The sequence below is a fragment of the Solibacillus sp. FSL K6-1126 genome (assembly GCF_038003445.1).
Classification (GTDB): Bacteria; Bacillota; Bacilli; order Bacillales_A; family Planococcaceae; genus Solibacillus; species Solibacillus silvestris.
Map to the genome: position 1 here is coordinate 402,837 of NZ_JBBOPD010000001.1, position 21,663 is coordinate 424,499.

The 21,663-nt window shown below is 38.5% G+C and carries 21 protein-coding genes and 1 riboswitch; of the genes, 13 read left to right on the plus strand and 8 right to left on the minus strand.

From position 1 onward, the window contains the following. The first annotated feature begins 5 nt into the window (after nucleotides 1-5). From MHH44_RS01975 to MHH44_RS01990, 4 genes are all read left to right on the plus strand, one after another. Nucleotides 6-701, plus strand: coding sequence for an RNA 2'-phosphotransferase (locus MHH44_RS01975; RefSeq protein ID WP_340797637.1), 696 nt, complete (start codon nucleotides 6-8; stop codon nucleotides 699-701). 125 nt (nucleotides 702-826) lie between these two features. Further along, a riboswitch (purine riboswitch) is annotated at nucleotides 827-928 on the plus strand. 148 nt (nucleotides 929-1,076) lie between these two features. Then, nucleotides 1,077-1,649 (plus strand): xanthine phosphoribosyltransferase, encoded by a 573-nt coding sequence (locus tag MHH44_RS01980; protein ID WP_008408004.1) that lies wholly within the window; start codon nucleotides 1,077-1,079, stop codon nucleotides 1,647-1,649. A gap of 90 nt (nucleotides 1,650-1,739) precedes the next feature. Further along, nucleotides 1,740-3,035 carry a nucleobase:cation symporter-2 family protein gene (locus MHH44_RS01985; RefSeq protein WP_340797638.1) on the plus strand — a complete coding sequence of 432 codons (1,296 nt, stop codon included), beginning with the start codon at nucleotides 1,740-1,742 and terminating at the stop codon, nucleotides 3,033-3,035. Between the two features lie 515 nt (nucleotides 3,036-3,550). After that, nucleotides 3,551-4,905 (plus strand): IS3 family transposase gene (locus tag MHH44_RS01990; RefSeq protein ID WP_221712469.1). Its coding sequence is split into 2 segments (ribosomal slippage): nucleotides 3,551-4,004 and nucleotides 4,004-4,905, totalling 1,356 coding nucleotides; the frame shifts between segments, so codons are not numbered across the junction. Between the two features lie 131 nt (nucleotides 4,906-5,036). Here the strand turns inward: MHH44_RS01990 and MHH44_RS01995 are convergent. Genes MHH44_RS01995 through MHH44_RS02005 form a run of 3 tightly spaced genes read right to left on the minus strand, consistent with a single transcriptional unit; the run spans nucleotide 5,037 to nucleotide 7,492 of the window. Next, a complete protein-coding gene (locus MHH44_RS01995) occupies nucleotides 5,037-6,524 on the minus strand; it encodes a hypothetical protein (RefSeq protein WP_340797639.1) in 1,488 nt (495 codons plus the stop codon). Between the two features lies 1 nt (nucleotide 6,525). Next, on the minus strand, nucleotides 6,526-7,017 hold the full coding sequence (locus MHH44_RS02000; RefSeq protein WP_340797640.1) for a hypothetical protein: 492 nt from the start codon (nucleotides 7,015-7,017) through the stop codon (nucleotides 6,526-6,528). 4 nt (nucleotides 7,018-7,021) lie between these two features. After that, nucleotides 7,022-7,492 carry a type IV pilus modification PilV family protein gene (locus MHH44_RS02005; protein WP_340797641.1) on the minus strand — a complete coding sequence of 157 codons (471 nt, stop codon included), beginning with the start codon at nucleotides 7,490-7,492 and terminating at the stop codon, nucleotides 7,022-7,024. A gap of 402 nt (nucleotides 7,493-7,894) precedes the next feature. Between MHH44_RS02005 and MHH44_RS02010 the strand changes: the two genes are divergently transcribed. The 9 genes from MHH44_RS02010 to MHH44_RS02050 all read left to right on the plus strand — a co-directional run bounded on the left by MHH44_RS02010 (nucleotide 7,895) and on the right by MHH44_RS02050 (nucleotide 17,256). Continuing rightward, on the plus strand, nucleotides 7,895-9,298 hold the full coding sequence (locus MHH44_RS02010; protein WP_340797642.1) for a VanW family protein: 1,404 nt from the start codon (nucleotides 7,895-7,897) through the stop codon (nucleotides 9,296-9,298). A 15-nt stretch (nucleotides 9,299-9,313) separates the two neighbouring features. Next, on the plus strand, nucleotides 9,314-10,978 hold the full coding sequence (locus MHH44_RS02015) for a GspE/PulE family protein (RefSeq protein ID WP_340797643.1): 1,665 nt from the start codon (nucleotides 9,314-9,316) through the stop codon (nucleotides 10,976-10,978). Between the two features lie 12 nt (nucleotides 10,979-10,990). Then, nucleotides 10,991-12,034 (plus strand): type IV pilus twitching motility protein PilT, encoded by a 1,044-nt coding sequence (locus MHH44_RS02020; protein ID WP_340797644.1) that lies wholly within the window; start codon nucleotides 10,991-10,993, stop codon nucleotides 12,032-12,034. Further along, nucleotides 12,031-13,239, plus strand: a complete 1,209-nt coding sequence (locus MHH44_RS02025; RefSeq protein ID WP_340797645.1) for a type II secretion system F family protein — start codon at nucleotides 12,031-12,033, stop codon at nucleotides 13,237-13,239. The genes MHH44_RS02020 and MHH44_RS02025 overlap by 4 nt, the downstream gene beginning before the upstream one ends. A 100-nt stretch (nucleotides 13,240-13,339) precedes the next feature. Further along, a complete protein-coding gene (locus MHH44_RS02030) occupies nucleotides 13,340-13,795 on the plus strand; it encodes a prepilin-type N-terminal cleavage/methylation domain-containing protein (protein ID WP_340797646.1) in 456 nt (151 codons plus the stop codon). A gap of 123 nt (nucleotides 13,796-13,918) precedes the next feature. Continuing rightward, complete coding sequence (pilM, locus tag MHH44_RS02035) at nucleotides 13,919-14,896, plus strand: type IV pilus biogenesis protein PilM (RefSeq protein ID WP_340797647.1); 978 nt, start codon at nucleotides 13,919-13,921, stop codon at nucleotides 14,894-14,896. Continuing rightward, nucleotides 14,893-15,483 carry a PilN domain-containing protein gene (locus MHH44_RS02040; protein WP_340797648.1) on the plus strand — a complete coding sequence of 197 codons (591 nt, stop codon included), beginning with the start codon at nucleotides 14,893-14,895 and terminating at the stop codon, nucleotides 15,481-15,483. Before pilM ends, MHH44_RS02040 begins: the two co-directional genes overlap by 4 nt. Next, on the plus strand, nucleotides 15,483-16,190 hold the full coding sequence (locus MHH44_RS02045) for a potassium transporter (protein ID WP_340797649.1): 708 nt from the start codon (nucleotides 15,483-15,485) through the stop codon (nucleotides 16,188-16,190). Before MHH44_RS02040 ends, MHH44_RS02045 begins: the two co-directional genes overlap by 1 nt. Before the next feature lie 313 nt (nucleotides 16,191-16,503). Further along, the gene (locus MHH44_RS02050; RefSeq protein ID WP_340797650.1) at nucleotides 16,504-17,256 is read left to right on the plus strand and encodes a prepilin peptidase; all 753 of its coding nucleotides are present in this window, start codon (nucleotides 16,504-16,506) and stop codon (nucleotides 17,254-17,256) included. 53 nt (nucleotides 17,257-17,309) lie between these two features. Here the strand turns inward: MHH44_RS02050 and MHH44_RS02055 are convergent, their stop codons facing one another. The 5 genes from MHH44_RS02055 to MHH44_RS02075 all read right to left on the minus strand — a co-directional run bounded on the left by MHH44_RS02055 (nucleotide 17,310) and on the right by MHH44_RS02075 (nucleotide 21,634). Then, nucleotides 17,310-17,534, minus strand: coding sequence for a hypothetical protein (locus MHH44_RS02055; RefSeq protein WP_008406175.1), 225 nt, complete (start codon nucleotides 17,532-17,534; stop codon nucleotides 17,310-17,312). 85 nt (nucleotides 17,535-17,619) lie between these two features. Then, complete coding sequence (gene fumC / locus MHH44_RS02060) at nucleotides 17,620-19,011, minus strand: class II fumarate hydratase (RefSeq protein ID WP_340797651.1); 1,392 nt, start codon at nucleotides 19,009-19,011, stop codon at nucleotides 17,620-17,622. A gap of 370 nt (nucleotides 19,012-19,381) precedes the next feature. Then, the gene (locus MHH44_RS02065; RefSeq protein WP_008406178.1) at nucleotides 19,382-19,693 is read right to left on the minus strand and encodes a hypothetical protein; all 312 of its coding nucleotides are present in this window, start codon (nucleotides 19,691-19,693) and stop codon (nucleotides 19,382-19,384) included. A 106-nt stretch (nucleotides 19,694-19,799) separates the two neighbouring features. Next, nucleotides 19,800-20,360 (minus strand): DUF1273 domain-containing protein, encoded by a 561-nt coding sequence (locus MHH44_RS02070; protein ID WP_039966958.1) that lies wholly within the window; start codon nucleotides 20,358-20,360, stop codon nucleotides 19,800-19,802. A gap of 71 nt (nucleotides 20,361-20,431) precedes the next feature. Beyond that, the gene (locus MHH44_RS02075; RefSeq protein WP_340797652.1) at nucleotides 20,432-21,634 is read right to left on the minus strand and encodes an ornithine--oxo-acid transaminase; all 1,203 of its coding nucleotides are present in this window, start codon (nucleotides 21,632-21,634) and stop codon (nucleotides 20,432-20,434) included. Between the last annotated feature and the right edge of the window lie 29 nt (nucleotides 21,635-21,663).

Genomic DNA, 21,663 nt, shown 5'->3' on the forward strand with positions numbered 1-21,663 from the left:
AAAACATGCCTATTTCAAAAGGTTTCTATAAAAAAGTCTATCCTTGGTTAACAGGGGAAGATGATAAAAAGGTGATGTATCGACCGTTTCTCACAAAAGGGAACCCGTACAAATCACGTATTTTCCTAGTAAGCTCGCATGCGGTGCCGCTATTTAAAGTGGAAGACCGTAGTGAGCAGACTTTTGCAGATTCATTAGTGAACAGAGATCTTTTCCAGGATCTATATTTAAGTGAAATTAAAGGGGCACCCCGTGAATTTAAAGGTTCATTGCAGTTTGAAAATTGGCTGGAAAACAATCATCACGAATCGCTCATTTATACGTCGCTGAATACATATCAGCTGGAATCAGCCGATGAAGCGAAAGTAGCGAAAAAAGAGGATACCGCTAATTTTGAGCGGGGAAATCTCATTTTTAAAGAAGTAATGGATGAGTTTCAGCCGGAAATTATTATTTTGCAAGGGACTGCCGCATACGAGCAATTTAAAGCGCGGTATGCTGACCGTTTAGTCATTTATAATGAAGATGTAACAAAAGTGCAATTACTCGAACAGACCGGACCGTTTGCGGAAATGGTATATGAAGATGGCAAAAAGGTGATGATTTTTGTTACGCGCAGCATGAGCTACTTCAGTACGGATGGTTCGAAGTTCGAACAATTCAAAGAAAATTTATCAAAAGTTTTACAGAAAAATGCTTAAAACCGAACATTATCCCTAATAAAATTTACTTTTTAACTAAATTTCCGAAAAATAAGAATAATTTTATTATTTAAATGTTATTGCAAACTAGCATTTCCATGATTATAATTGGAACATTCATATTGTTAAATTAAATATTCGCCACTCATATAATAGCAAGGATAAGGCTTGCAAGTTTCTACCGGTTTACCGTAAATAAACCGACTATGAGTGAAGCATGCTTAATGAATGTATTTGTCCAATTATTATATATTTGCACAAAACATTTGTTATTACTTTTGAACTTACTCGGAAGTCTTGCTCCACTCATCGTAGGGAGCTTGCCTTTCGAGTTTTTTGTTTTTGATTACATTCAAATGGGAAGGAGCTTTTATCATGAAGCTTTTAAAGGAAAAAATAGAAAAAGAGGGCCAAGTGCTTTCAGATACAGTGTTAAAGGTAGATTCATTTTTAAATCATCAGATTGACCCGTTATTAATGAAAGAAATCGGAGACGAATTTGCGAAGCGTTACTCGGACCAAATCATTACGAAAGTATTGACGATCGAATCATCTGGTATTGCCCCTTCAACTTTTTTAGGGTTAACACTAGGTGCACCTGTTGTCTTTGCGCGCAAACGCAAATCACTTACTTTAACCGACAACCTGTACACATCGAAAGTACATTCATTCACGAAAAACGAAACGAACGAAATTTCGGTATCGAATAAGTTTATTACGGCGGATGATAATGTCGTAATCATTGATGACTTTTTAGCGAATGGTGAAGCGTTGAAAGGTTTAATCGATATTGCGAACCAGGCAGGTGCAACAATTGTCGGAGCCGGCATTGTAATTGAAAAAGGCTTCCAAGAGGGCGGAAAAATTTTACGCGAGCAAGGACTGCGCATCGAATCATTGGCGAATATTAAATCATTGGCAAACGGCAAAGTAGAGTTTTACGATTAATTAAGCAGCACATATTTCTAAAAGGTAATAAAGTTCAAACGATGTAAATTGACTCAGCAAGAGTACACATATATTGGAGGAAAACTTTTTATGAATAACACGAAAGCAACAATGCTTGGAATTCAGCATCTGTTGGCAATGTATGCAGGAGCCATTTTAGTACCGTTAATTATCGGTGGGGCATTAGGATTCAGTTCAGCGCAAATGACGTATTTAGTCGCAATCGATATTTTCATGTGTGGGGTAGCAACACTGTTCCAAGTATGGAAAGGTAAAGTGATAGGAATTGGATTACCGGTTGTATTAGGCTGTACATTTACAGCGGTAAGCCCGATTATTGCAATCGGTTCTGGCGGCGGCTTAGGTGATGTTTACGGCGCGATTATCGCATCTGGTTTGATTATCGTATTAATCGGTGGTCTTTTCGGGAAATTAATTAAATTCTTCCCGCCTGTTGTAACAGGTTCGGTCGTTACGATTATCGGAATCAGCTTAATCCCAGTAGCTATCAACAATATGGCTGGCGGACAAGGGGCGGCAGACTTTGCATCAGGTTCAAATGTGGCGTTAGCGTTTATTACATTATTAATTATTTTAGTAATTTACCGCTTCACAGTTGGCTTCGTTCGTGCGATTGCAATTTTACTAGGTATGGTGTCAGGAACAGTAATCGGTATTTTCATGGGCAAAGTTGATTTTGCCCCGGTTGTTGAAGCATCTTGGCTGCACATTATGCAACCATTCTACTTGGCAACACCAACATTCAATGCTTCTGCTATTTTAACGATGACATTGGTGGCGATGGTATCACTAGTTGAATCAACAGGTGTTTACTATGCATTAAGTGATATTACAAAAAAAGATTTAACTTCAAAAGATTTATCTAAAGGGTACCGTGCTGAAGGACTAGCATCGATCATCGGTGGTATTTTCAATGCCTTCCCGTATACTACATTCTCACAAAATGTAGGACTGATCCAAATGTCAGGCGTACGCGACCGCAAAGTCATCTTCATTACTGGCGGTATGCTGGTAGCACTTGGATTCCTGCCAAAATTAGCAGCATTAACTACTATTATCCCAACACCAGTACTTGGTGCAGCGATGCTTGCAATGTTCGGTATGGTTATTACACAAGGTGTTAGAATGCTAGCACCAGAAATCGCGAAATCAATGGAAAACGCAATGGTAGCAGCACTTGGCGTTGGTTTAGGAATCGGCGTTGCCACAGTACCAGGCATTTTCGAAAACCTGCCTTCTTGGATGTCGATTTTGACTTCTAATGGGATTGTTGCAGGGTCTGTAACGGCGATTTTCTTGAATGTGTTGTTTAATATGGTCGGGACGAAGCGTGTTGATCCGATGCATGTCGGGGAAGCAAACTAAATAGAAGGTTCTAATGAGTATCCCACCTTCTTGTTAGAATTAGAACGTTGTCGCCTACTTTAACTATTAATTTAGTTAAGGTAGGCGATTTTTTTGTGTAAAAAAGTTTATAAACTTGATTTTTTGAAGAGAAAGCAGAAATATATAAGTTTACGTATGATAATTCGTATAGAGTATTTAGTATTTTTGAATGGGAAAAAGGCACTGAATGTTCGTAAACCGACAATAGTTTCGTATGAGGAACATTACCGTTTCTTTCGTAATTGGTTTAATTTAAATGGAGTGAGTAGGGTGATGCGGTGTACTTAATTGGTAAATCCCTTCTAAAATAGCCGAAATGTTGCTTGACTCACGGCGTTATCCTAGGGTAATTCTTTCATACTCAGTGATGGCTGGTTACCAAATGTATTATCTATATCCTAAATAAATATGGGGTAAATAAAATAATCCCATAGCAAAATTGAACTGCACCCCAATTGTTAGACACATCTAACAATTGGAGGTGCAGTTTTTCTATGGCTAAATTTAGTCCTGAGGAAAAGCTCGAGGCAGTGAATCGAGCTTTGAAAGGTAATGAGAGTTATCTTTCAATCGCAAAGTCGATAGGTACGGATAATAAATCAATTCATATATGGGTCAAACAATATGAACATAATGGTGCAGACGCCTTTATAAAACGATATACAAATTACTCAGCGCAGTTTAAACTAGACGTACTAAATTATATGATTGAATACGGTACGTCCTTAAATGAAACAGCGGCTATCTTTGGTATAGCAGCACCATCATCCATACTTCAATGGCGAAAACAGTTTGAAACTAAAGGATTCGATGCCCTTCAATCAAAGAAAAAGGGGCGTACATCCATGAAAAAAGAAACGAACAAACATTCAAAACTAACACCAGTAGAAGGCTCACCTGAAGCGCTTCAAGCGGAAATCAATCGTCTACGTATGGAAAATGAGTATTTAAAAAAGTTGAACGCCTTAGTTCAAACCAAGGAAAAATCACCAAAGAAGACAAAGTAAAAGTCGTCTATGAATTAAGGCATAAATACTCGGTGAAAGCGCTTGTGGCATTCGCAGGCATTCCACGTAGTACGTACTATGATTTAGTGAAGAAGATGGATCGCCAAGATACAGATGCCGAGTTAAAGGCCGAAATTCAAGAAATTTATAACGAACACGAAGGTCGTTATGGTTATCGACGTATTCGTGATGAGCTAGCAAATCGTGGGCAAAAAGTGAATCATAAAAAGGTTCAACGTATCATGAAAGAATTAGGTTTAAAGTGCTTAGTGCGTATGAAGAAATACAAATCATATAAAGGTACAGTCGGTAAGATTGCGCCTAATATATTGGATCGGAACTTTATAGCAGAAGGACCGAATGAAAAATGGGTTACAGATATTACGGAGTTTAAGCTGTTTGATCAAAAGCTCTATTTATCGCCTGTTTTAGACTTATTTAATGGCGAAATTATTACGTACACAATTGGTCATAGACCAACATATTCGCTTGTATCAGAAATGTTGGATAAGGCACTAGAGAGGTTGCCAGAGGAACATCAATTACTGATGCATTCAGATCAAGGTTGGCATTACCAAATGAACCAATATCGCCACGTTCTTGAATCAAGAGGTATTGTGCAAAGTATGTCACGTAAGGGAAACTGTTATGACAACTCTGTCATGGAGAATTTCTTCGGTATCATGAAGTCAGAATTCCTCTACTTAAAGGAATTTGAAAGTGTCGAACATTTTAAAATGGAACTTGAAAAATATATAACGTATTACAACACAAAACGTTTAAAGGCAAAATTAAAACTGAGTCCGGTAGAATACCGAACTCAGTTTACCCAAGCAGCCTAAACGAAATAACCGTGTCTAACTTATAGGGGTCACTTCAAATATAGTATTAGCTTTGCCATGAGATTTTTTAAATTTATTTATCTAATTAAGAGAGAGAGATTTTTAAACTTCGAAAAATTAAAATAAGGTTATTAGATTTCTCGTATATCTTCCAATACATAATCAAAGGCTTCGTTTAGACCATCTAAGTTAGGTATTACAGGAGGCGTAGTATCTATAAAATCAAAGAAATTTCCTAAATCACAAGGATTACCATTCGGATTGAATATATTGGATGAAAATCCATTAATTGTTTTAATCTTATTAACCACAATTGAAGTCAAGGTTTGTTTACCTTTACTGCTGTAAGATGCAAACGGTGTGCAGATTCCAGCATTAGGGTAATCCTTACTAGCGTTTAATGAAATATTTTTAGTGTTGGAAATAATATTTCCCCCATTTAAGTTCTTTTTTACGTGCCCTTTTTGTGCCTCTAAAATTAAATTCCCTGAGTTTAAAGCAATAATATTTGTAGAATTATAATTGAAACCTTCGTTTGTATAAAGGATAGGAGTTTCTTCTATAATAAGGTTAATTTTTGATCCGTCATTAGAGTTAATCGTACCTTTAATTTCAGGATTTCCTTCAGTTACAACAATATTTAATATACCTCCACCTTTGACAGTTAAAGTAGAAATATTTTTAAACTGCTCAGTTGTGACGATAAGGGTTAACGTATCGTTCTTGTTAACTGTGAAATTCTGTGTCGTTAAATTATGTTTATACGTACCGTAATTCTTAGTCGTATTATAATTCTCTTTAGCTGACTCTACTAACTGTTTTATCATATTTTTATATTTTGTTGATGATGGTAAATAGTTATTTATTTTATTAATATCGATGTTCCCGATAATGAGCTTTTGATTACCTGTACCATTAATATTAACTTCACTGTCGGCTACGTAGATACTTAGAATTCCTTGTTCTGAACTGCCCTTAGGGGGAAGTAATATCCCGTTAAGTGTGGGTGGGGTAGTGTTTCCGCCACTACAATTTCCAACAACAGTATTGATACCATACCTTTTGAAATCTATAGATAAACTATTTAATAGAGTACGTGTCTTTTCTTGTAAAGAACCTGTTGACTCAATATCAAATGTAAGTTCATCATTATAAATTTTTTTTTTAATAGAAAAATTTGCTATTGAATCTGGGTTTTTGAAATCGGTAAATTGTTCTTGTAAATTTTTGGTATTAACTAAATAGAGATTTTCGATATAAGATTTATAATTCTCCTTAAAATTGTAGGTATATATAAAACCGCAATAATTAACTTTATTTGTAGAATAATTCTTTTTGTAGTTGACTTCGTAATTATAAAGTTCTTTATTAAAATCTACTTTTCTATTATTAATAGTATCTTTAAAGGCAGAATTAATAATGCTAATTAATTTCTCTGTTTTTACATTTAACCCTGCTTCTGCAACATAGTAAACAGATTGATCAACCTCTTCGTTTTTTGAAGTTATTAATGAATTTGTATTTATTGTTATTAGGGTCAGACCCAAAATAGAAATAAGTACTGTAGCGAAAATTACGAGAAGCATTGAATACCCATTTTCTTGTCTTAAGTTTTTCATATTAATGCCCCTTTCTTAAATGAATTTCTGTATTTTGACCATTTGCGCAACTATTCGTATTCGATAATGTTATCATTACGACATTAATATTATCCTCATCAAGTTTAAACTCTCCACAACCTAAACTATCTGTAATTATTTCTACATTTTCGGGATTTATTACATTACCATTACTTATAATTTTAATTTTCTTAATTAACTGATTCTCTTTTATTAAATAAGTTATGCTTTTATCAAATGTAGAATTTGGAATTGTTAATATTAATTCAGATGTTTTGACTTCAATCGCTGTTGAATATCGAATTTCCTTTGTTATTATTTTAAGAGCATAAGTTATGTCAAATAAATCTTGGGTTTCTTGTGTTTGAAGTTCTTTCTGCTTTACACTAGTTTGAATAATACTGAATATTAAAATTGCTATAATAGAAGTGATTAATGTAATAGCTATAACTTCAACTAAGGTTAAGCCACGATTACTTTTTAAATGCATCATTATATTAATTCCCCCAACGGAAAATAGATTCCATTTTTACAGGTGAAGAGCTATTTTTTTTGGGTACATTTATAAAAACATGTACTAGTTTATTAGATTTATTTTCTAATTGTATCCAATGCTTTTCGTTATATTTAGAAACCCCATTACTGTCTGAATAAATATATACAAACTTTTTGCAATCCTTTCCACATTCCGTTGTATAAGTAAATTTCATATTAGAATTGGGTAAGGTAATTGTTGTATTTGCAGAGTCTTTAAACCAAGAATCATTCCGATCTAAAATAAAGCCGTATAATTCTTCCATTTCCTGCTGAGCAACATAAGTCGCATCTATAATAGATTCAGAAGCAACATGTGTTTTTTTTGATTGGAGAAATAGACTGAAAAATGAAAGTAAAATAACCGTAATCAATACAATCGAAGCGACTACCTCCACTAAAGAAATCCCCCGCTCTTCTTTCAATAATCTCAAATTATGTCCTCCTTTTTCTCATGGGTTCTAAATAATAAATTAATTAATCAGTCGTAAACAAGTCATTCCTTCATATTATTCATATGTAGAAATACTAATATTTGAATTATAAAACTATTTTAAATAGGTAAAATGGTACGTACATAAATAAAAATTTATATTTAATAAAAAATACATAGTCACAAAGTAATCTATCATGTATTATAATAGTAACATAAGTAGATAGTTGGTAAAAGGGATAAAAATTAGTATAAAAATAGAAGTTTATGAGATAATATATTGAATTAATTGTAATATATTCCATTAAAGTTTTGTATTAAAATACTAGTAGAAATGGTTTATAGTTATAAAATTCTTACTTATAAGAGTTGATAAATTAGAGTGATTAGACGGGGTGAGAAAATGAAAATTATCTTTAGGTCAATAATCCCAATAACTTTGCTGGTAGTCCTTTTATCAATCTGGATTCCGAACTTTATAGTAAGTTCGGTTGCATCCGCTGATAATAATGCAGCCGGTTCCACAATCGGAGGGATAGAGACAGATGACTTGAAGGGGGAGGAGTTAAAAGTATTGCTGACTGATGCTGTTAAAGACTGGTACACCCAAAACCTAACTGTCACTGGCGGGGGCACTTCAATTGAATTGAACTCATCCACATTCCAGTTTGATATTGAAAGTACAGTAGCAAACTATGAAAATCAGGTACATAAGTCATGGTATGCATTCTGGAAAGATAAACCTACAGTGCATCTCCCACTAATTGTTTCTCCTAGTGAAATAGTGAAAAACGAGATTAGTAATGTTTCGTCATGGAATACGGACTTAACGTATAGCAATGTACAACTGAATGCCGCGTATTTAAAAACAAATCCTGTTGAAGCGGTTGTCATAGATGTATCGGTACTGGAAACAGACCGAATTTCATTATCAGTCGAACCTATGCCAGAAGGGGCAATGGGGATAAATGAACTTGTTCTTCAACTTCATGAAACGGTAATAGAACCGCAAATGGCTTTTTCGATGATTGAAAAGCTGGGTGATACGATAAATTTGGCGAACCGTGAAGCTATTAATTTTGTTGCATCAAATCTATATAATGCAGCATTGAGTATTAATGCGGAAATACTGGAACGTCATTCGCAAAATGAAATCCCTTCCTATTTAAAAGCTGGCTTAGAAGCAAAGGTGGATCCACTTGCAAGTGAGGATCTCAAATTCGCAAATAGTTCATCCAATCCAGTTGTTTTAAAACTGATTATGGAAGAAGGAAATTTGAGGACTGAGGTATATACACCTGCAAAGGAAACGGAAGTAGGTGTGACAGTTTCCCAGGATGAGGAAATCCAGCCCCGTACAATTACACGTTATTCCGCAAACCTGGCAATTGGTCAGATTGAACAAGTACAGGAAGGTGCAAAAGGCTTACGTGTCTCGGTATATCGTACAGCTTTTGATGAGCAGAAGCTTGTGAGCCGAGATTATTACCCGCCTGTTGACCGGATTATTTTGAAGTCTTCCAAACAACTGGAAGTGAAGACAACAACAGAAAATCTGAACAATGACCCTGCTTATCAAGTTGATTTAGATGGAGACGGTTTCCCGGATGGTGAAACTACGAACGGAAATGGACAAAGCAATGGATTAACTACTCCAGTTAGCGGGTCCCAAAATACTGGTTCAAATGAATCTAACAATGCTGAAGGTTCTGGATCAAACAATTTCACAAACGACGGCGCTGAAGAGGAAACTCTTCCACCTGGCAGCTATTACGATAAAGGAGGAAATTTAATTACTCCAAAATAAAGGAGGACGTAAAATATGAAGGCGAAATCGAGAAAACGCTTAGGCGACTTGCTTTTGGAGTCAGGTGTTATTACCGAATCACAGCTTACTTATGCACTGGCAAATAAAAGCCGGGATGAAAAACTCGGGGATTTTTTCATAAAAGAAAATATACTGACGGAACAACAGTTAATTGAAGTACTGGAGTTCCAACTAGGTATTCCGCATATGACATTAAGTAACTATGTCATATCACCAGAGCTGCTGCAGCTTGTACCGAGGGAACTGGCAAAACGTGCAAATATTATGCCGGTGCGTCGGGACAAAAACAAGCTACTTATAGCGATGGCAGACCCGATGGATTACTTTGCGATTGAAGAAGTCCGCATGGCAACAGGTTGCCAAATCGAGACAAGTATTGTCACGAAGGACGACCTGTACCGGACGATTACAAAATATTATGATCTGCAAGCTTCAATGGACGCAGCGTTAACGGAAATTGAAGTGAATACACCGGAAGTACAGCAGGAAATTACGGATGAAGATTCAGCTATTGTCCGGCTCGTAAACCAGATCATCAATAATGGGGTCGCCCAGCGTGCATCCGATATTCACTTTGATCCGCATGAAACCGAATACAGAATTCGTTATCGTGTCGACGGGGTGCTTCGTACAGAACGTTCTCTGCCAAAGCATATGCAAAATATGATGACGGCCCGAGTGAAAATCATGGGCGGACTGAATATTACGGAAAACCGTATTCCACAAGATGGCCGGTTTAAAGTGAATATCGAGTTCAAAAGTGTCGACATTCGTCTTTCTACATTACCGACTGTTTATGGCGAGAAAATAGTTATGCGTATATTGGACATAAGCAATGCCGCAACAGAGATAACGCATCTAGGATTTACAAAAAATAACGAAGCAATTTTCAGGAAGATGATCGAGAAACCGAATGGCATTGTGCTCATTACAGGTCCTACAGGTTCAGGGAAATCTTCCACGTTATATGCAGCGCTTTCGAATTTAAATAATGAAGGAGTTAACATTATTACAGTTGAGGATCCGGTCGAATATCAATTAAATGGTGTCAACCAGATTCAAGTAAAAGAAGAAGTGGGATTAACATTCGCAGCGGGATTACGTTCAATTTTACGTCAGGACCCGGACATTATCATGATCGGGGAAATACGTGATCTGGAAACCGCCCAAATTTCAATTCGTGCTTCATTAACAGGACATCTTGTATTAAGTACATTACATACAAACAGTGCGATTGAATCGATTTCAAGGTTACAGGACATGGGAATTGAACCGTTTCTCATTTCATCTTCGCTTGTCGGGATAATGGCACAGCGTCTAGTTCGTCAAATTTGTAGGGACTGTACGACAGAGATAGAGCCTACAATTAGGGAAAAGCAGATTTTTGCGAATAATGGATTGGAAGTTAACAAGATTCGAAAAGGTCGCGGATGTGCGGCATGTGGAAATACAGGCTATCGTGGACGACTTGCTATTCATGAGTTACTTCCTGTTGACCGTGGATTGAAAGATCTCATTTTAAATGGGGCAAGCAGCTATGAAATTGGCGATTATATGCAAAATTCAGGGCACAACACATTATTGCAGGACGGTTTATTGAAGGTGCTTTCCGGTGTCACGACAACAGAAGAAGTACTACGTGTAGCGACGATTGACTAGGGAGGAATGGGCATGACATTGAACATACAAGATTTATTGCAGCATGCGTATGATGAAAATGCATCTGATTTGCATGTTACTACCGGCATCCCTCCTGTTTACCGAGTAAATGGTCAGTTGAAGCAATATGGCGATGTAATTGTAACGGCGGAAATGATTGAGCAAATGGTAAAAGATATTTTACCGGCATACAAAGCAGCCGAGTTTGAAGAAAAGGGCGAAACCGATTTCAACTATTCATTGAAAGACTTTTGCCGTTTTCGTGTAAATGCGTATCATCAACGAAATGTCGGAGCAATTGCTGCTCGTCTCATTTCGAGTGAAATCCCGACAATTGAATCATTGAATATGCCGAAAGTGCTGTACGATTTAGCTGAAAAACCACAAGGACTCATTTTAGTAACTGGTCCAACTGGTTCAGGTAAGTCAACAACACTCGCGGCAATGATTGACTATATTAATGAAACAAAATCAAAACATATTATTACGCTGGAAGACCCGATTGAATATTTGCATTCCCATAAAAAATCGGTAGTGAACCAGCGTGAAATTGGAGTCGATACCGGGTCATTTGCGAATGGTTTACGTGCATCACTCCGTCAAGATCCCGATATTATTCTAGTTGGGGAAATGCGAGATTTAGAGACAATTTCAACAGCGATTACGGCAGCGGAAACAGGGCATTTAGTATTTGGCACACTTCATACGTCAAGTGCACCGACAACAATTGACCGTATAATCGATGTGTTCCCGCCTCATCAGCAAGGGCAAATTCGGATTCAATTGGCAAACGTTTTGCAAGGGATTATTTCACAGCGATTATTCATTCGCAAAGACAAAGCAGGTCGGGTTGCCGCAACAGAAATTCTGGTAAGTATTCCAGCTGTAACAAATTTGATACGAAATGAAAAAATTCATCAAATTCCAAGTATTATGCAGACTAACCGAACGATAGGGATGCATACGTTAGAGACATCCATACAAGCGCTTGTTTCTTCCGGAAAAGTTTCGTTGGAGGAAGTACGGCCATATTTGAATGTGGGTGATTACAGTTGACCGTATTTAAATATGTAGGACGAACAAAAATGGGGGCAACGCAAAAAGGTACGATTGATGCAGCGAATAAAGCAGCCGCCATTTCAAAGCTTCGCGAAAAGGGTATCAATCCTCGAGAATTAGAAGAGTCGAAAAGTCTATTGCATATGGAAGTCAGCTTGGGCAGCAAAAAAGTAAAAACACAGGATTTTGTTATATACTGCCGTCAGTTTGCGACATTGATTCGGGCAGGTGTTTCACTCGTAGAAGCGACGGATATTTTAGCAAAGCAGGCGACAAGCAAGCCATTGAAAAAGGCGCTTGAAGCAGTAGAAGAAGATATTCGTTCAGGTATTCCATTTTCGGATGCGGTCAGGAAACATCCGAAAGCGTTTCCTGAACTGTTCGTCAATATGATGCGTTCGGGGGAGGCAACAGGGAATATCGATGACACGCTGGAGCGTCTGGCGAATTCGTACGAAAAATCTTTCAGGTTAATCAAAAAAGTGCAGTCGACGCTGACATACCCTGCGATGCTTTTAATAATGATTGTAGTTGTCGTGTTTTTCATGCTGATTTTCATTGTACCGACATTTGTTGAATCGTTTGAATCGATGGATGCCAAACTCCCGACTTTAACGGTTTGGACAGTAGCTTTAGGAGATTGGTTGAGACAATACTGGTGGTTCCCTATTGGAGCATTGGCTATTGGGGTTGTGGTATTTCAATATTTATATAGGAACAATGAACAGTTCAATTACACCATCCACTATTTGATGCTGAAGATGCCGATATTTGGTCCACTTTTACAAAAAACAGCAATTGCAAGGTTGACGCGCAATTTATCATCTTTATTTAGCAGTGCAGTGCCAATATTGCAGGCATTGACGATTTCACAAAAGGTTTCCGGCAACCCGGTTATTGGAAAAGTCGTAATGGATGCACGGGCAAGCTTGGAACGAGGCAGCTCGCTGACAGAGCCCCTTGAAAAAAGCTGGATCTTCCCGCCTATGGTAACGAGTATGACAAGGATTGGTGAGTCTACAGGATCGCTTGATTATATGCTTGAAAAGATTGCGGACTTTTATGAAGAAGAAGTTGATAGAAACGTGGATACTTTAAAATCTTTGATTGAACCGTTAATGATTGTATTATTGGCGGGAGCAGTAGGTCTAATCGTAGCGGCAATTTTCTTGCCAATGTTTAGTCTTTACGAACAAATGTAAATGGAAAATTAAAAGACATTTTGCAAGGAGGCATCGAAGCGATACAAAGCGTCAGTGCAAAAACAAAAACTTGATTTTAAAATAAAGAGGAGGATTTAATATGTTTAATACATTAAAAAAACGTATTAAAAATGAGGAAGGTTTATCTTTAGTTGAGCTTTTAGCTGTAATTGTTATTTTGGCCATTGTAGCGGCAATTGCTATTCCAGCGATTGGGAATATTATTGAAAGTTCGCGAGTAAAAGCGGCTAAAGCGGATGCTGCAAATGTACTAAATGCGGGTCAAATCTTCTTTTTAGAAAATCCAGAAGAAGAGACATTTACTGGAACAGCTCCTGCTACAGATGAAAGTAAATGGGCACCTTATATTACAGATTTAGGTACAATAGAATCATTTACAGTGACAAAAGTAGGTACTGGGAATACTGTTACAACTTCAGGTAAAAGTGGTGGTAAAGCATACTCTATAGAAGCAGCTACTTTGTCAGAATTAGATCTTGATAATGGTAAAGTAGGAGAGAAATTTAGTTGGGGTACTAAGAAAGTAGGTGAATAATCATCCCCCAAAGAACACCCAACCCAACAGCGCTTGGGTGTTCCATTGAGTGATGATGGCGCATTTAAACAAGCGCTTCTCAAAATAGGCATTACATTAAAGGTTAAAGAGGAGGGTCCCTCTATGTTCAATATGAAAAGAAAATCGCATGTATCCATCGTAATCAGTGATTATGTAATGCGTGCACTCGTTTTAAAAGGCGCAACAGTGGATCAGCCCGTTATATACGAAACGCCCTTACCGAAAACTTCGGTCCAGGAAGGGGTTATTCTCGATGAGATGGCGATGTATGATTTAATTAAATCAAATGTTCAAAATTGGGGTGGAAGAAAGCAAAATGTTCGCTTCCTTGTGCCGGATACATCGATTTTATTGAAAACATTCGAGCATCCTGCTGATATCAGCGGTAAAAATCTGAAAGAATATGTGCAAATGGAAGTCGGCCAGTCGATTCATCTGCCGTTCCAGGAGCCGCTTATTGATGTACATGACTCGATTGAAGGGGACGGGAAAGCTGTTCTGTTTGCCGCACCGCCAGATGAAGTCGGGAAGATGATCGGTCTGCTGTTGGACAACCATATGCATCCGCAAGTGGCCGATATTCGGGCTTTATGTAATTTACGATTGCTTGAGCATATCGAGTTTATCGATACGAACCGTACATATTTAGTGACAGACTGGTCAATCAATGAATTGTCGATCTGCATTTATTCAAACGGGGAAGTAGAGTTTCTGCGATTCCAGACGATTGATACTGATTCGGAAAATTGGCAGCAAACTGTTGTTGAAAATGAAGGGGTTGAATTTAACTATACAGCTGATTTGGATGATTTCCGTGCAGCAACGACTGATCAAGTGCTGGAAATTGACCGGATGATGAACTTCTTTAAATTCTCGCTTCATAAAGGCGAAAGAGAAGTTGATGAAATCGTCGTTATGGGGGATCACCCGTTACTACATTCAATTGAAGCACTGCTTAATGAAAATCTGCCGACACCGGTAAGTATTGTCGATGATAAGGTAATCAACGAGTATTTTCCAACCTGTAAAGCAAAGCATGCGACTTTGCTGGGACTTGCTCTAAAGGAGGTTAACGAATGATTCCGGATATTAACCTTCTGCCCAAAATTGAAAAGGGTGCGACGAGTTTAAAGCTCGCCTTTATATTAGTTGGGATTTTATCGGTATTGACTATAGGCTTATTGGCGATCACTTATTTCGGTACGAGAAGCGAAATTGCGAGTGCCATTCCTGAACGTGATTCCTTAATACTGACAAGAGACGCATTAAATGCGGAATTAGCTTCAGCACAAACAGGGAGTCAAGGTTCATTGGAAGAATCGGTCGCTTTTGTTGAACGTGTTTCATATCCCGTCTCGCCGATTATCATCGAGACGAGAAATTTATTGCCGACAGATACATATTTGCGTTCTTATGCCTTTTCTGAGACAGGCGTACAAGTAGCAGTGGATTTCGAAACATTAAATGCTATTTCAGTATATGTAAGTCATCTGGAAAAAAGTCAGTACTTTGATGATGTTCAAGTAGGTACAATCCAAAACTTTGAACTCAACCCTACTGGTGAAGAGGTCAATGATACACAGCAATTCACGGAAGTACCTCGATATAGCGTGGAGATTTTCCTCGTAATCGACCAATTGCATGTAGCTGCTGGAGGTGAAGAGTAATGAATTCTATCTCAAGTAGTAAAAACGGTACACTACTCATCGTAATTGCATTGGCGATGGCTTTGCTGTTTGCAATGTATTACTATGTCGTTAAACCGAAACAGGATGAGGAACAGATGATTCGTTCCGAGATTAACAGCCTTCATACAGAAATCGCAGCAATAGAGGAAACAATTGCAACAAATGAGTCACAGCAGTCTAAAACGAATGTAAATGAATTTGCATTACGCAAAAAAGTGCCGGATAACCGGGAAATTGATGAGCTAATTTTATCGATAGAGGAAATGCAGTATGTAACAGATTCACGTATTCAAAGTATTGATTTCAACAACTATGATGCCCTCGTATCTAGTTCCGGGCTTCAAGACCCGCTTTCTACACCGGAGACAGAAGAGGGAGTAGAAACGGAATCAACAGAAAGCACGAATCAAGCGGAGGACACGGAGGCGTCAGAACAATTGCCTGTTTCCACAATCGCTGTAGAAACATTACCGCCTTCATTAAAGTTAGTTACATTTAACATCAATGTGGCTGCACCAAATGACGTAAACTTGCTGCAGTTCGTTGAAGAAATTGAAAAGAAAGAACGCGTGATGCGAATCGATATTATTGATTTTGCGCTTCCAGGTGAAGAAGACAAATTTACGGAAGAAGCATCGGAAATCGTAACAGCCGATATTCAAGTCACAACTTTCTACTACGAGTAGGTATTTATTCGAATATATAATTGTGTAGAAATTAAAAGTCACTGTCTTTGTTCTAAGTTGTGCATGATGTCCCCTTTGAAAGTGAGGATTAAAAATGCATTTGAGGATTATAGACTCACGATTGAGGATTAAGTGGTGGCAATTGAGGATTAAGATACCGTTATTGAGGATTAATCTGTATCAAGTGAGGATAATCTGCCCCAAACTGAGGATTAAGTTTCTCATGGGGAGCTGAGTTGACACTAGAATGCTTCCGACCCGGAATGGAAATCAACCACTTGATATATAGCAGGTACAGTAAGGAGCATCTAAAATGGAGATTATGTATACAATATTTGCGGGGATTTTCGGATTGGTTTTCGGTTCGTTCTACAATGTAGTCGGGTTACGGGTGCCGAAAAAAGAGTCGATTGTGACACCGCCATCTCACTGTGTCCATTGCAATCGACGTTTAAGCGCTATTGAACTCGTGCCTGTTTTTTCGTACATATTTTTACGAGGGAAATGCCGGACTTGCGGTGTGAAAGTGTCGCCGATTTACGCATTTACGGAACTGGTAACAGGACTCTTATTTGCGTTTGCTACATGGCAGCTCGGCATCACATGGGAATTGGCAGTAGCGCTTCTTTTCATTTCATTATTAGTCATCATTAATGTTTCGGATATTGCGTACATGCTTATTCCGGACAAAATCTTACTGTTTTTCCTGCCGCTATTAATTGTCGCAAGAATTCTTTCGCCGCTTGATCCATGGTGGGATAGTATAATCGGTGCTGCAATCGGATTTTCAATCTTATTATTAATCGCGGTCATTTCTAAAGGTGGAATGGGCGGCGGGGACATTAAGCTGTTTTTACTGATCGGATTAGTATTAGGAACGTTCAATACTTTATTAACATTATTTTTAGCTTCAGTAATCGGGATGATCGTCGGCATCATCATATTGAAGGTCCGTGGAAAAGGGCGCAAAACACCTGTACCGTTTGGACCGTCGATTGCTATTGCCGCCATCATCGTTTACTTTTACGATGACCAGCTTATTGATCTGTATTTAAACTTACTATAACGATAAAAAGGGGTGTCCTGAATTCATTTTCAAGGCATCCCTTTTAATATGACTTAATAATCTAATATGATTTTCTCAAATGGATGATTGGTCAATAGTTCATATGTTGCCACTTCTACCGCTTTTTCCACGGTATCTGCTAAAACTAATATCCGGTAGTTGCCAAAATCATTATAATAGGCATCTGCTTCAACGTATTTAGTCGTTTCGCTCTGTATATTTCTGCGAATATTTACAACGATTTCATAACCATCCTTTACAAATTGAATTTTTTTCAATAAAAACAACCTCCTCAACATTAGTTTATTACTGATAAAAGTAATTGACTAAACTTGTTGGAAGGTTGTGTAGGATAGCTAAAAATTATTCGGCGTTTGGATAAATCATCGTTTTTGGATCAACATAACGGTCAAATTCATCTTCTGTTAAAAGACCCGATGCAATAGCAGCTTCTTTTAATGTTGTGCCTTCTTTATGCGCTGTTTTCGCGATTTTAGCCGCATTTTCATAACCGATATACGGGTTTAACGCAGTAACAAGCATCAGCGAATTTTTCAGGTTAGCATCCAATACTTCCATATTCGGCTCAATACCGACTGCGCAATTGTCGTTGAATGATTTCATCGAATCGGCCAAGAGGCGTGCTGATTGCAGGAAGTTGTAGATGATCACCGGTTTAAATACGTTCAGTTCGAAATTACCCTGTGATGCTGCGAATGCGATTGTTGCGTCATTACCGACAACCTGTGTCACAACCATTGTCATCGCTTCACTTTGTGTCGGGTTGACTTTCCCCGGCATAATCGATGAGCCTGGTTCGTTTTCAGGAATCGTAATCTCACCGATACCTGAGCGTGGACCACTTGCCAGCCAGCGCACATCATTGGCGATTTTCATTAAATCTGCAGCCAATGCCTTCAATGCACCATGTGCTGTCACAACTTCATCATGACTTGTCAGTGCATGGAATTTATTTTCCGCAGATGTAAATTCAATGCCTGTTAGTTTACTGATTTCTGCAGCTGTGCGGGCACCGAATTCCGGATGGGCATTAATGCCTGTACCAACAGCAGTACCGCCAATTGCAAGCTCCTTCATGAACTGTGTGTTCACCATAATCATTTTTTCGCATTTTAACAGCATATGATGCCAGCCGCCAATTTCCTGTCCAAGTGTAAGCGGTGTTGCATCTTGTAAATGCGTACGGCCAATTTTAATAATATCGTTGAATGCCAGCGCTTTTTCTTTTAATGTCGCCTGTAACAGCTTTAAGCGTGGCATTAAATAGTTTTCTACGATTTCGACTGCAGCAATATGTAGCGCAGTAGGGAATGTATCATTCGAGCTTTGTGACTTGTTGACATCATCATTCGGGTGAACCTTTTCATGCGATCCGGCCGCCGCCAGCTTTTCATTGGCTAAGTGGGCAATTGTCTCGTTCACATTCATATTTGTCTGTGTACCACTGCCTGTTTGCCAGACGACAAGAGGGAAGTGCTCATCCCATTTACCCGCAAGAATTTCATCTGCTGCTTCCACAATCACATTTTTTTTCGTATCGGACAGTTTGCCTAACTTATTATTGGCGATCGCCGCTGCTTTTTTCAAAATGGTCATGGCACGAATAATTTCAATCGGCATTCTTTCTGTCCCAATTTGGAAGTTTTCCTTGCTTCGCTGGGTTTGTGCACCCCAAATTTTGTCTGCTGGTACACGAATTTCACCTAAAGTGTCTTTTTCAATACGGAATTCCAACTAAATCATCTCCTTTAATATATGTATACCCAATTTTCCATGAAAAAATGGCAAATCGTGTGAGGGGATTTGCCATTCTTCCAGGAGAAAAGATCAATCCATTTAATCTTTTCGAAATATGAGAAAAGTAATTAATGAGTTTCGAATCTGAACTGGGGGGAACAGTATCGAAAAGGTTTTACCAACCTTACAATGATAATGATAATCTTTATCAATTAGAAAGTCAATAGTTTTATTAAACAAATTTTTAGAAAATTCAATTTGCTGAATCTCCCAATATGTAAAACAACGCCGAAAGCACCGAACCGATAGGATACTTTAGACGTTGTTATTTTCGGTATTCACTTAGGAAGTCATCCCCTTAATTTTGTTAGACTATTTTTACATAAAAATCTCGGCCATTTGTCAGTTCAGGAATCTCTATATTTTTTTCGTTCTTATAATAGTCTGAAATAATATTAGCAAGCCCCGCATAGCCATTTAATAATGTTCCTTGTTTAATTTCTTTCGCGATATTATGGAACTCAAAATAATGAAGTGCATCATCGCTCAGCCCATATAAAATTCTTTCGATATCTGCAAGAGGGATGTTGATGCCTCTCGTATATCGGCACTCACGCTTATAGGTATGGTGCGGTATATTGATTGGTGTTGTTTCATTAATCATCGTCAATTGGTTCATAATGTGGCCTCCTTTAATAGTAAAATATAATTTGTTTAATAAATTATACCCCAAAACGAACAACTGTAGTCAGAATATTTACTAAATTTAGATATTTACATAATTTTTACCAATCATCTCCTTGCTGCATTTCCTCAGCTACCATTTGTAAATCGTAAGCATTGATCATCAATAGCTCGTATTCCTCATGCTGCTCCATATACTTTTGGATGAGGCGAAGCACATACTTTGGGGACCCTTCATTTTCTTCATCGTAGACGAGCAATGTCGCATCTGTATTATCGATAATGAATTTGTCCTTTTCGATAAATTGCCATGGTGCTTCATAAGGGCGCTTCGTCACGCTTGTAACAAAATCAGCCTTACTTACTATATGCATAAAGGTCTCTTGTTTATGCTCATTCCAATTTTTTTCCTGTTCCAAGAAGGGGGTGATAATGGAGTATTTGAGTTGAGGGTAGTCGTTTTTCAGTTCCAGTACAACTTGTGCTGCCCATGTTTCAACACCTTGCTGGCCGCTGATCACGACCCACTCCAGTCCGTCTTCTATTAGGATGCGCAACTGGTTTTCCAGCGCCTTTTTAATAACCGGGACACCGGGATGCTTGTCATTGAATATCCCGAGTTCATGTGGACGGTAGCCCGTAATATAAAGTGATTTCATCATAAGTCTCCTTTGCCTAACCATCAATAAAATAAGGGCACCATGCATAACACAGCGCCCTCTTAATATACTACCTATTCACTAAAAACCGCTTTAATCTGCTCGATTGCCCAATCTAAGTCTTCTTTTGAAATGATTAGCGGTGGGGCAAATCGGATTACTGTGTCATGTGTTTCCTTGCAAAGCAATTTGCGTTCAGCCAGTTTTTCACAGTAGGGGCGAGCTGATTCGTGAAGCTCAACGCCTATGAAAAGACCGCGCCCGCGCACTTCTTTAATCACCGGGTTCTCAATTGTCTGAAGCTGTGCTTTAAAGTAGTCGCCAAGCTCCAATGAACGCTCTGTCAGCTTTTCATCTAGTAATACATCAATCGCTGCGATCGATACGGCACACGCCAGCGGGTTACCGCCGAAAGTCGAGCCATGTGACCCTGGATTGAACACGCCAAGAATATCATCATTCGCGACAACTGCTGAAATCGGATAAACTCCGCCTCCAAGCGCTTTACCTAAAATGTAGACGTCCGGTGTAACATCATCCCATTCACAGGCAAACAGTTTTCCTGTTCGTGATAAACCTGTTTGGATTTCATCTGCAATAAACAGAACATTATTTTCTTTACATAGTTCATACGCTGCTTTTAAGAAGCCTTCTGTCGGGATAATTATACCTGCTTCTCCCTGGATCGGCTCCACGATAAATGCCGCTGTATTCGGTGTAATGGCTTCCTTTAATGCGTCAATATCACCGTAAGGAATTAATGTAAAGCCTTCAAGCATTGGGCCAAATCCGCGCTTATACTCCGCTTCCGAGGATAGCGACACAGCACCCATTGTACGGCCGTGGAAATTGCCGTTACAACCGATAATTTGCGCCTTGTTTGCTTCAATGCCTTTTACTTCATATCCCCAGCGACGGGCCGTTTTAATCGCCGTCTCCACAGCTTCAGCCCCTGTATTCATCGGCAGTACCATATTTTTGCCTGTTAGCTTACTGACCTTTTCATACCAAACACCTAATGTCGCACTATGGAATGCACGTGACGTAAGTGTCACCGCATCTGCCTGATCTTTTAACGCCTGAATAATTTTCGGGTGGCGATGACCCTGGTTTAAAGCAGAATACGCCGAGAGCATATCTAAATAACGGTTGCCTTCAGGGTCTGTCACCCAGGAACCCTCTGCTTTTTCGATTACGATCGGAAGTGGGTGATAATTGTGCGCCCCGAATTTTTCCGTAGTTGAAATAAGTTGTTCTGATTTTGATTTAGTTGTCATGATGAACCTCCTTAAGCAAATTTACTTGT

What these genes read in the sequence shown, in the direction of transcription:
- MHH44_RS01975 (WP_340797637.1), top strand. Translation starts at nt 6, where the DNA reads ATGCCTATTTCAAAAGGTTTCTATAAAAAAGTCTATCCTTGGTTAACA.
- MHH44_RS01980 (WP_008408004.1), top strand. Translation starts at nt 1,077, where the DNA reads ATGAAGCTTTTAAAGGAAAAAATAGAAAAAGAGGGCCAAGTGCTTTCA.
- MHH44_RS01985 (WP_340797638.1), top strand. Translation starts at nt 1,740, where the DNA reads ATGAATAACACGAAAGCAACAATGCTTGGAATTCAGCATCTGTTGGCA.
- MHH44_RS01995 (WP_340797639.1), bottom strand. Translation starts at nt 6,524, where the DNA reads ATGAAAAACTTAAGACAAGAAAATGGGTATTCAATGCTTCTCGTAATT.
- MHH44_RS02000 (WP_340797640.1), bottom strand. Translation starts at nt 7,017, where the DNA reads ATGATGCATTTAAAAAGTAATCGTGGCTTAACCTTAGTTGAAGTTATA.
- MHH44_RS02010 (WP_340797642.1), top strand. Translation starts at nt 7,895, where the DNA reads ATGAAAATTATCTTTAGGTCAATAATCCCAATAACTTTGCTGGTAGTC.
- MHH44_RS02015 (WP_340797643.1), top strand. Translation starts at nt 9,314, where the DNA reads ATGAAGGCGAAATCGAGAAAACGCTTAGGCGACTTGCTTTTGGAGTCA.
- MHH44_RS02020 (WP_340797644.1), top strand. Translation starts at nt 10,991, where the DNA reads ATGACATTGAACATACAAGATTTATTGCAGCATGCGTATGATGAAAAT.
- MHH44_RS02030 (WP_340797646.1), top strand. Translation starts at nt 13,340, where the DNA reads ATGTTTAATACATTAAAAAAACGTATTAAAAATGAGGAAGGTTTATCT.
- pilM (WP_340797647.1), top strand. Translation starts at nt 13,919, where the DNA reads ATGTTCAATATGAAAAGAAAATCGCATGTATCCATCGTAATCAGTGAT.
- MHH44_RS02040 (WP_340797648.1), top strand. Translation starts at nt 14,893, where the DNA reads ATGATTCCGGATATTAACCTTCTGCCCAAAATTGAAAAGGGTGCGACG.
- MHH44_RS02045 (WP_340797649.1), top strand. Translation starts at nt 15,483, where the DNA reads ATGAATTCTATCTCAAGTAGTAAAAACGGTACACTACTCATCGTAATT.
- MHH44_RS02050 (WP_340797650.1), top strand. Translation starts at nt 16,504, where the DNA reads ATGGAGATTATGTATACAATATTTGCGGGGATTTTCGGATTGGTTTTC.
- MHH44_RS02065 (WP_008406178.1), bottom strand. Translation starts at nt 19,693, where the DNA reads ATGAACCAATTGACGATGATTAATGAAACAACACCAATCAATATACCG.
- MHH44_RS02070 (WP_039966958.1), bottom strand. Translation starts at nt 20,360, where the DNA reads ATGATGAAATCACTTTATATTACGGGCTACCGTCCACATGAACTCGGG.
- MHH44_RS02075 (WP_340797652.1), bottom strand. Translation starts at nt 21,634, where the DNA reads ATGACAACTAAATCAAAATCAGAACAACTTATTTCAACTACGGAAAAA.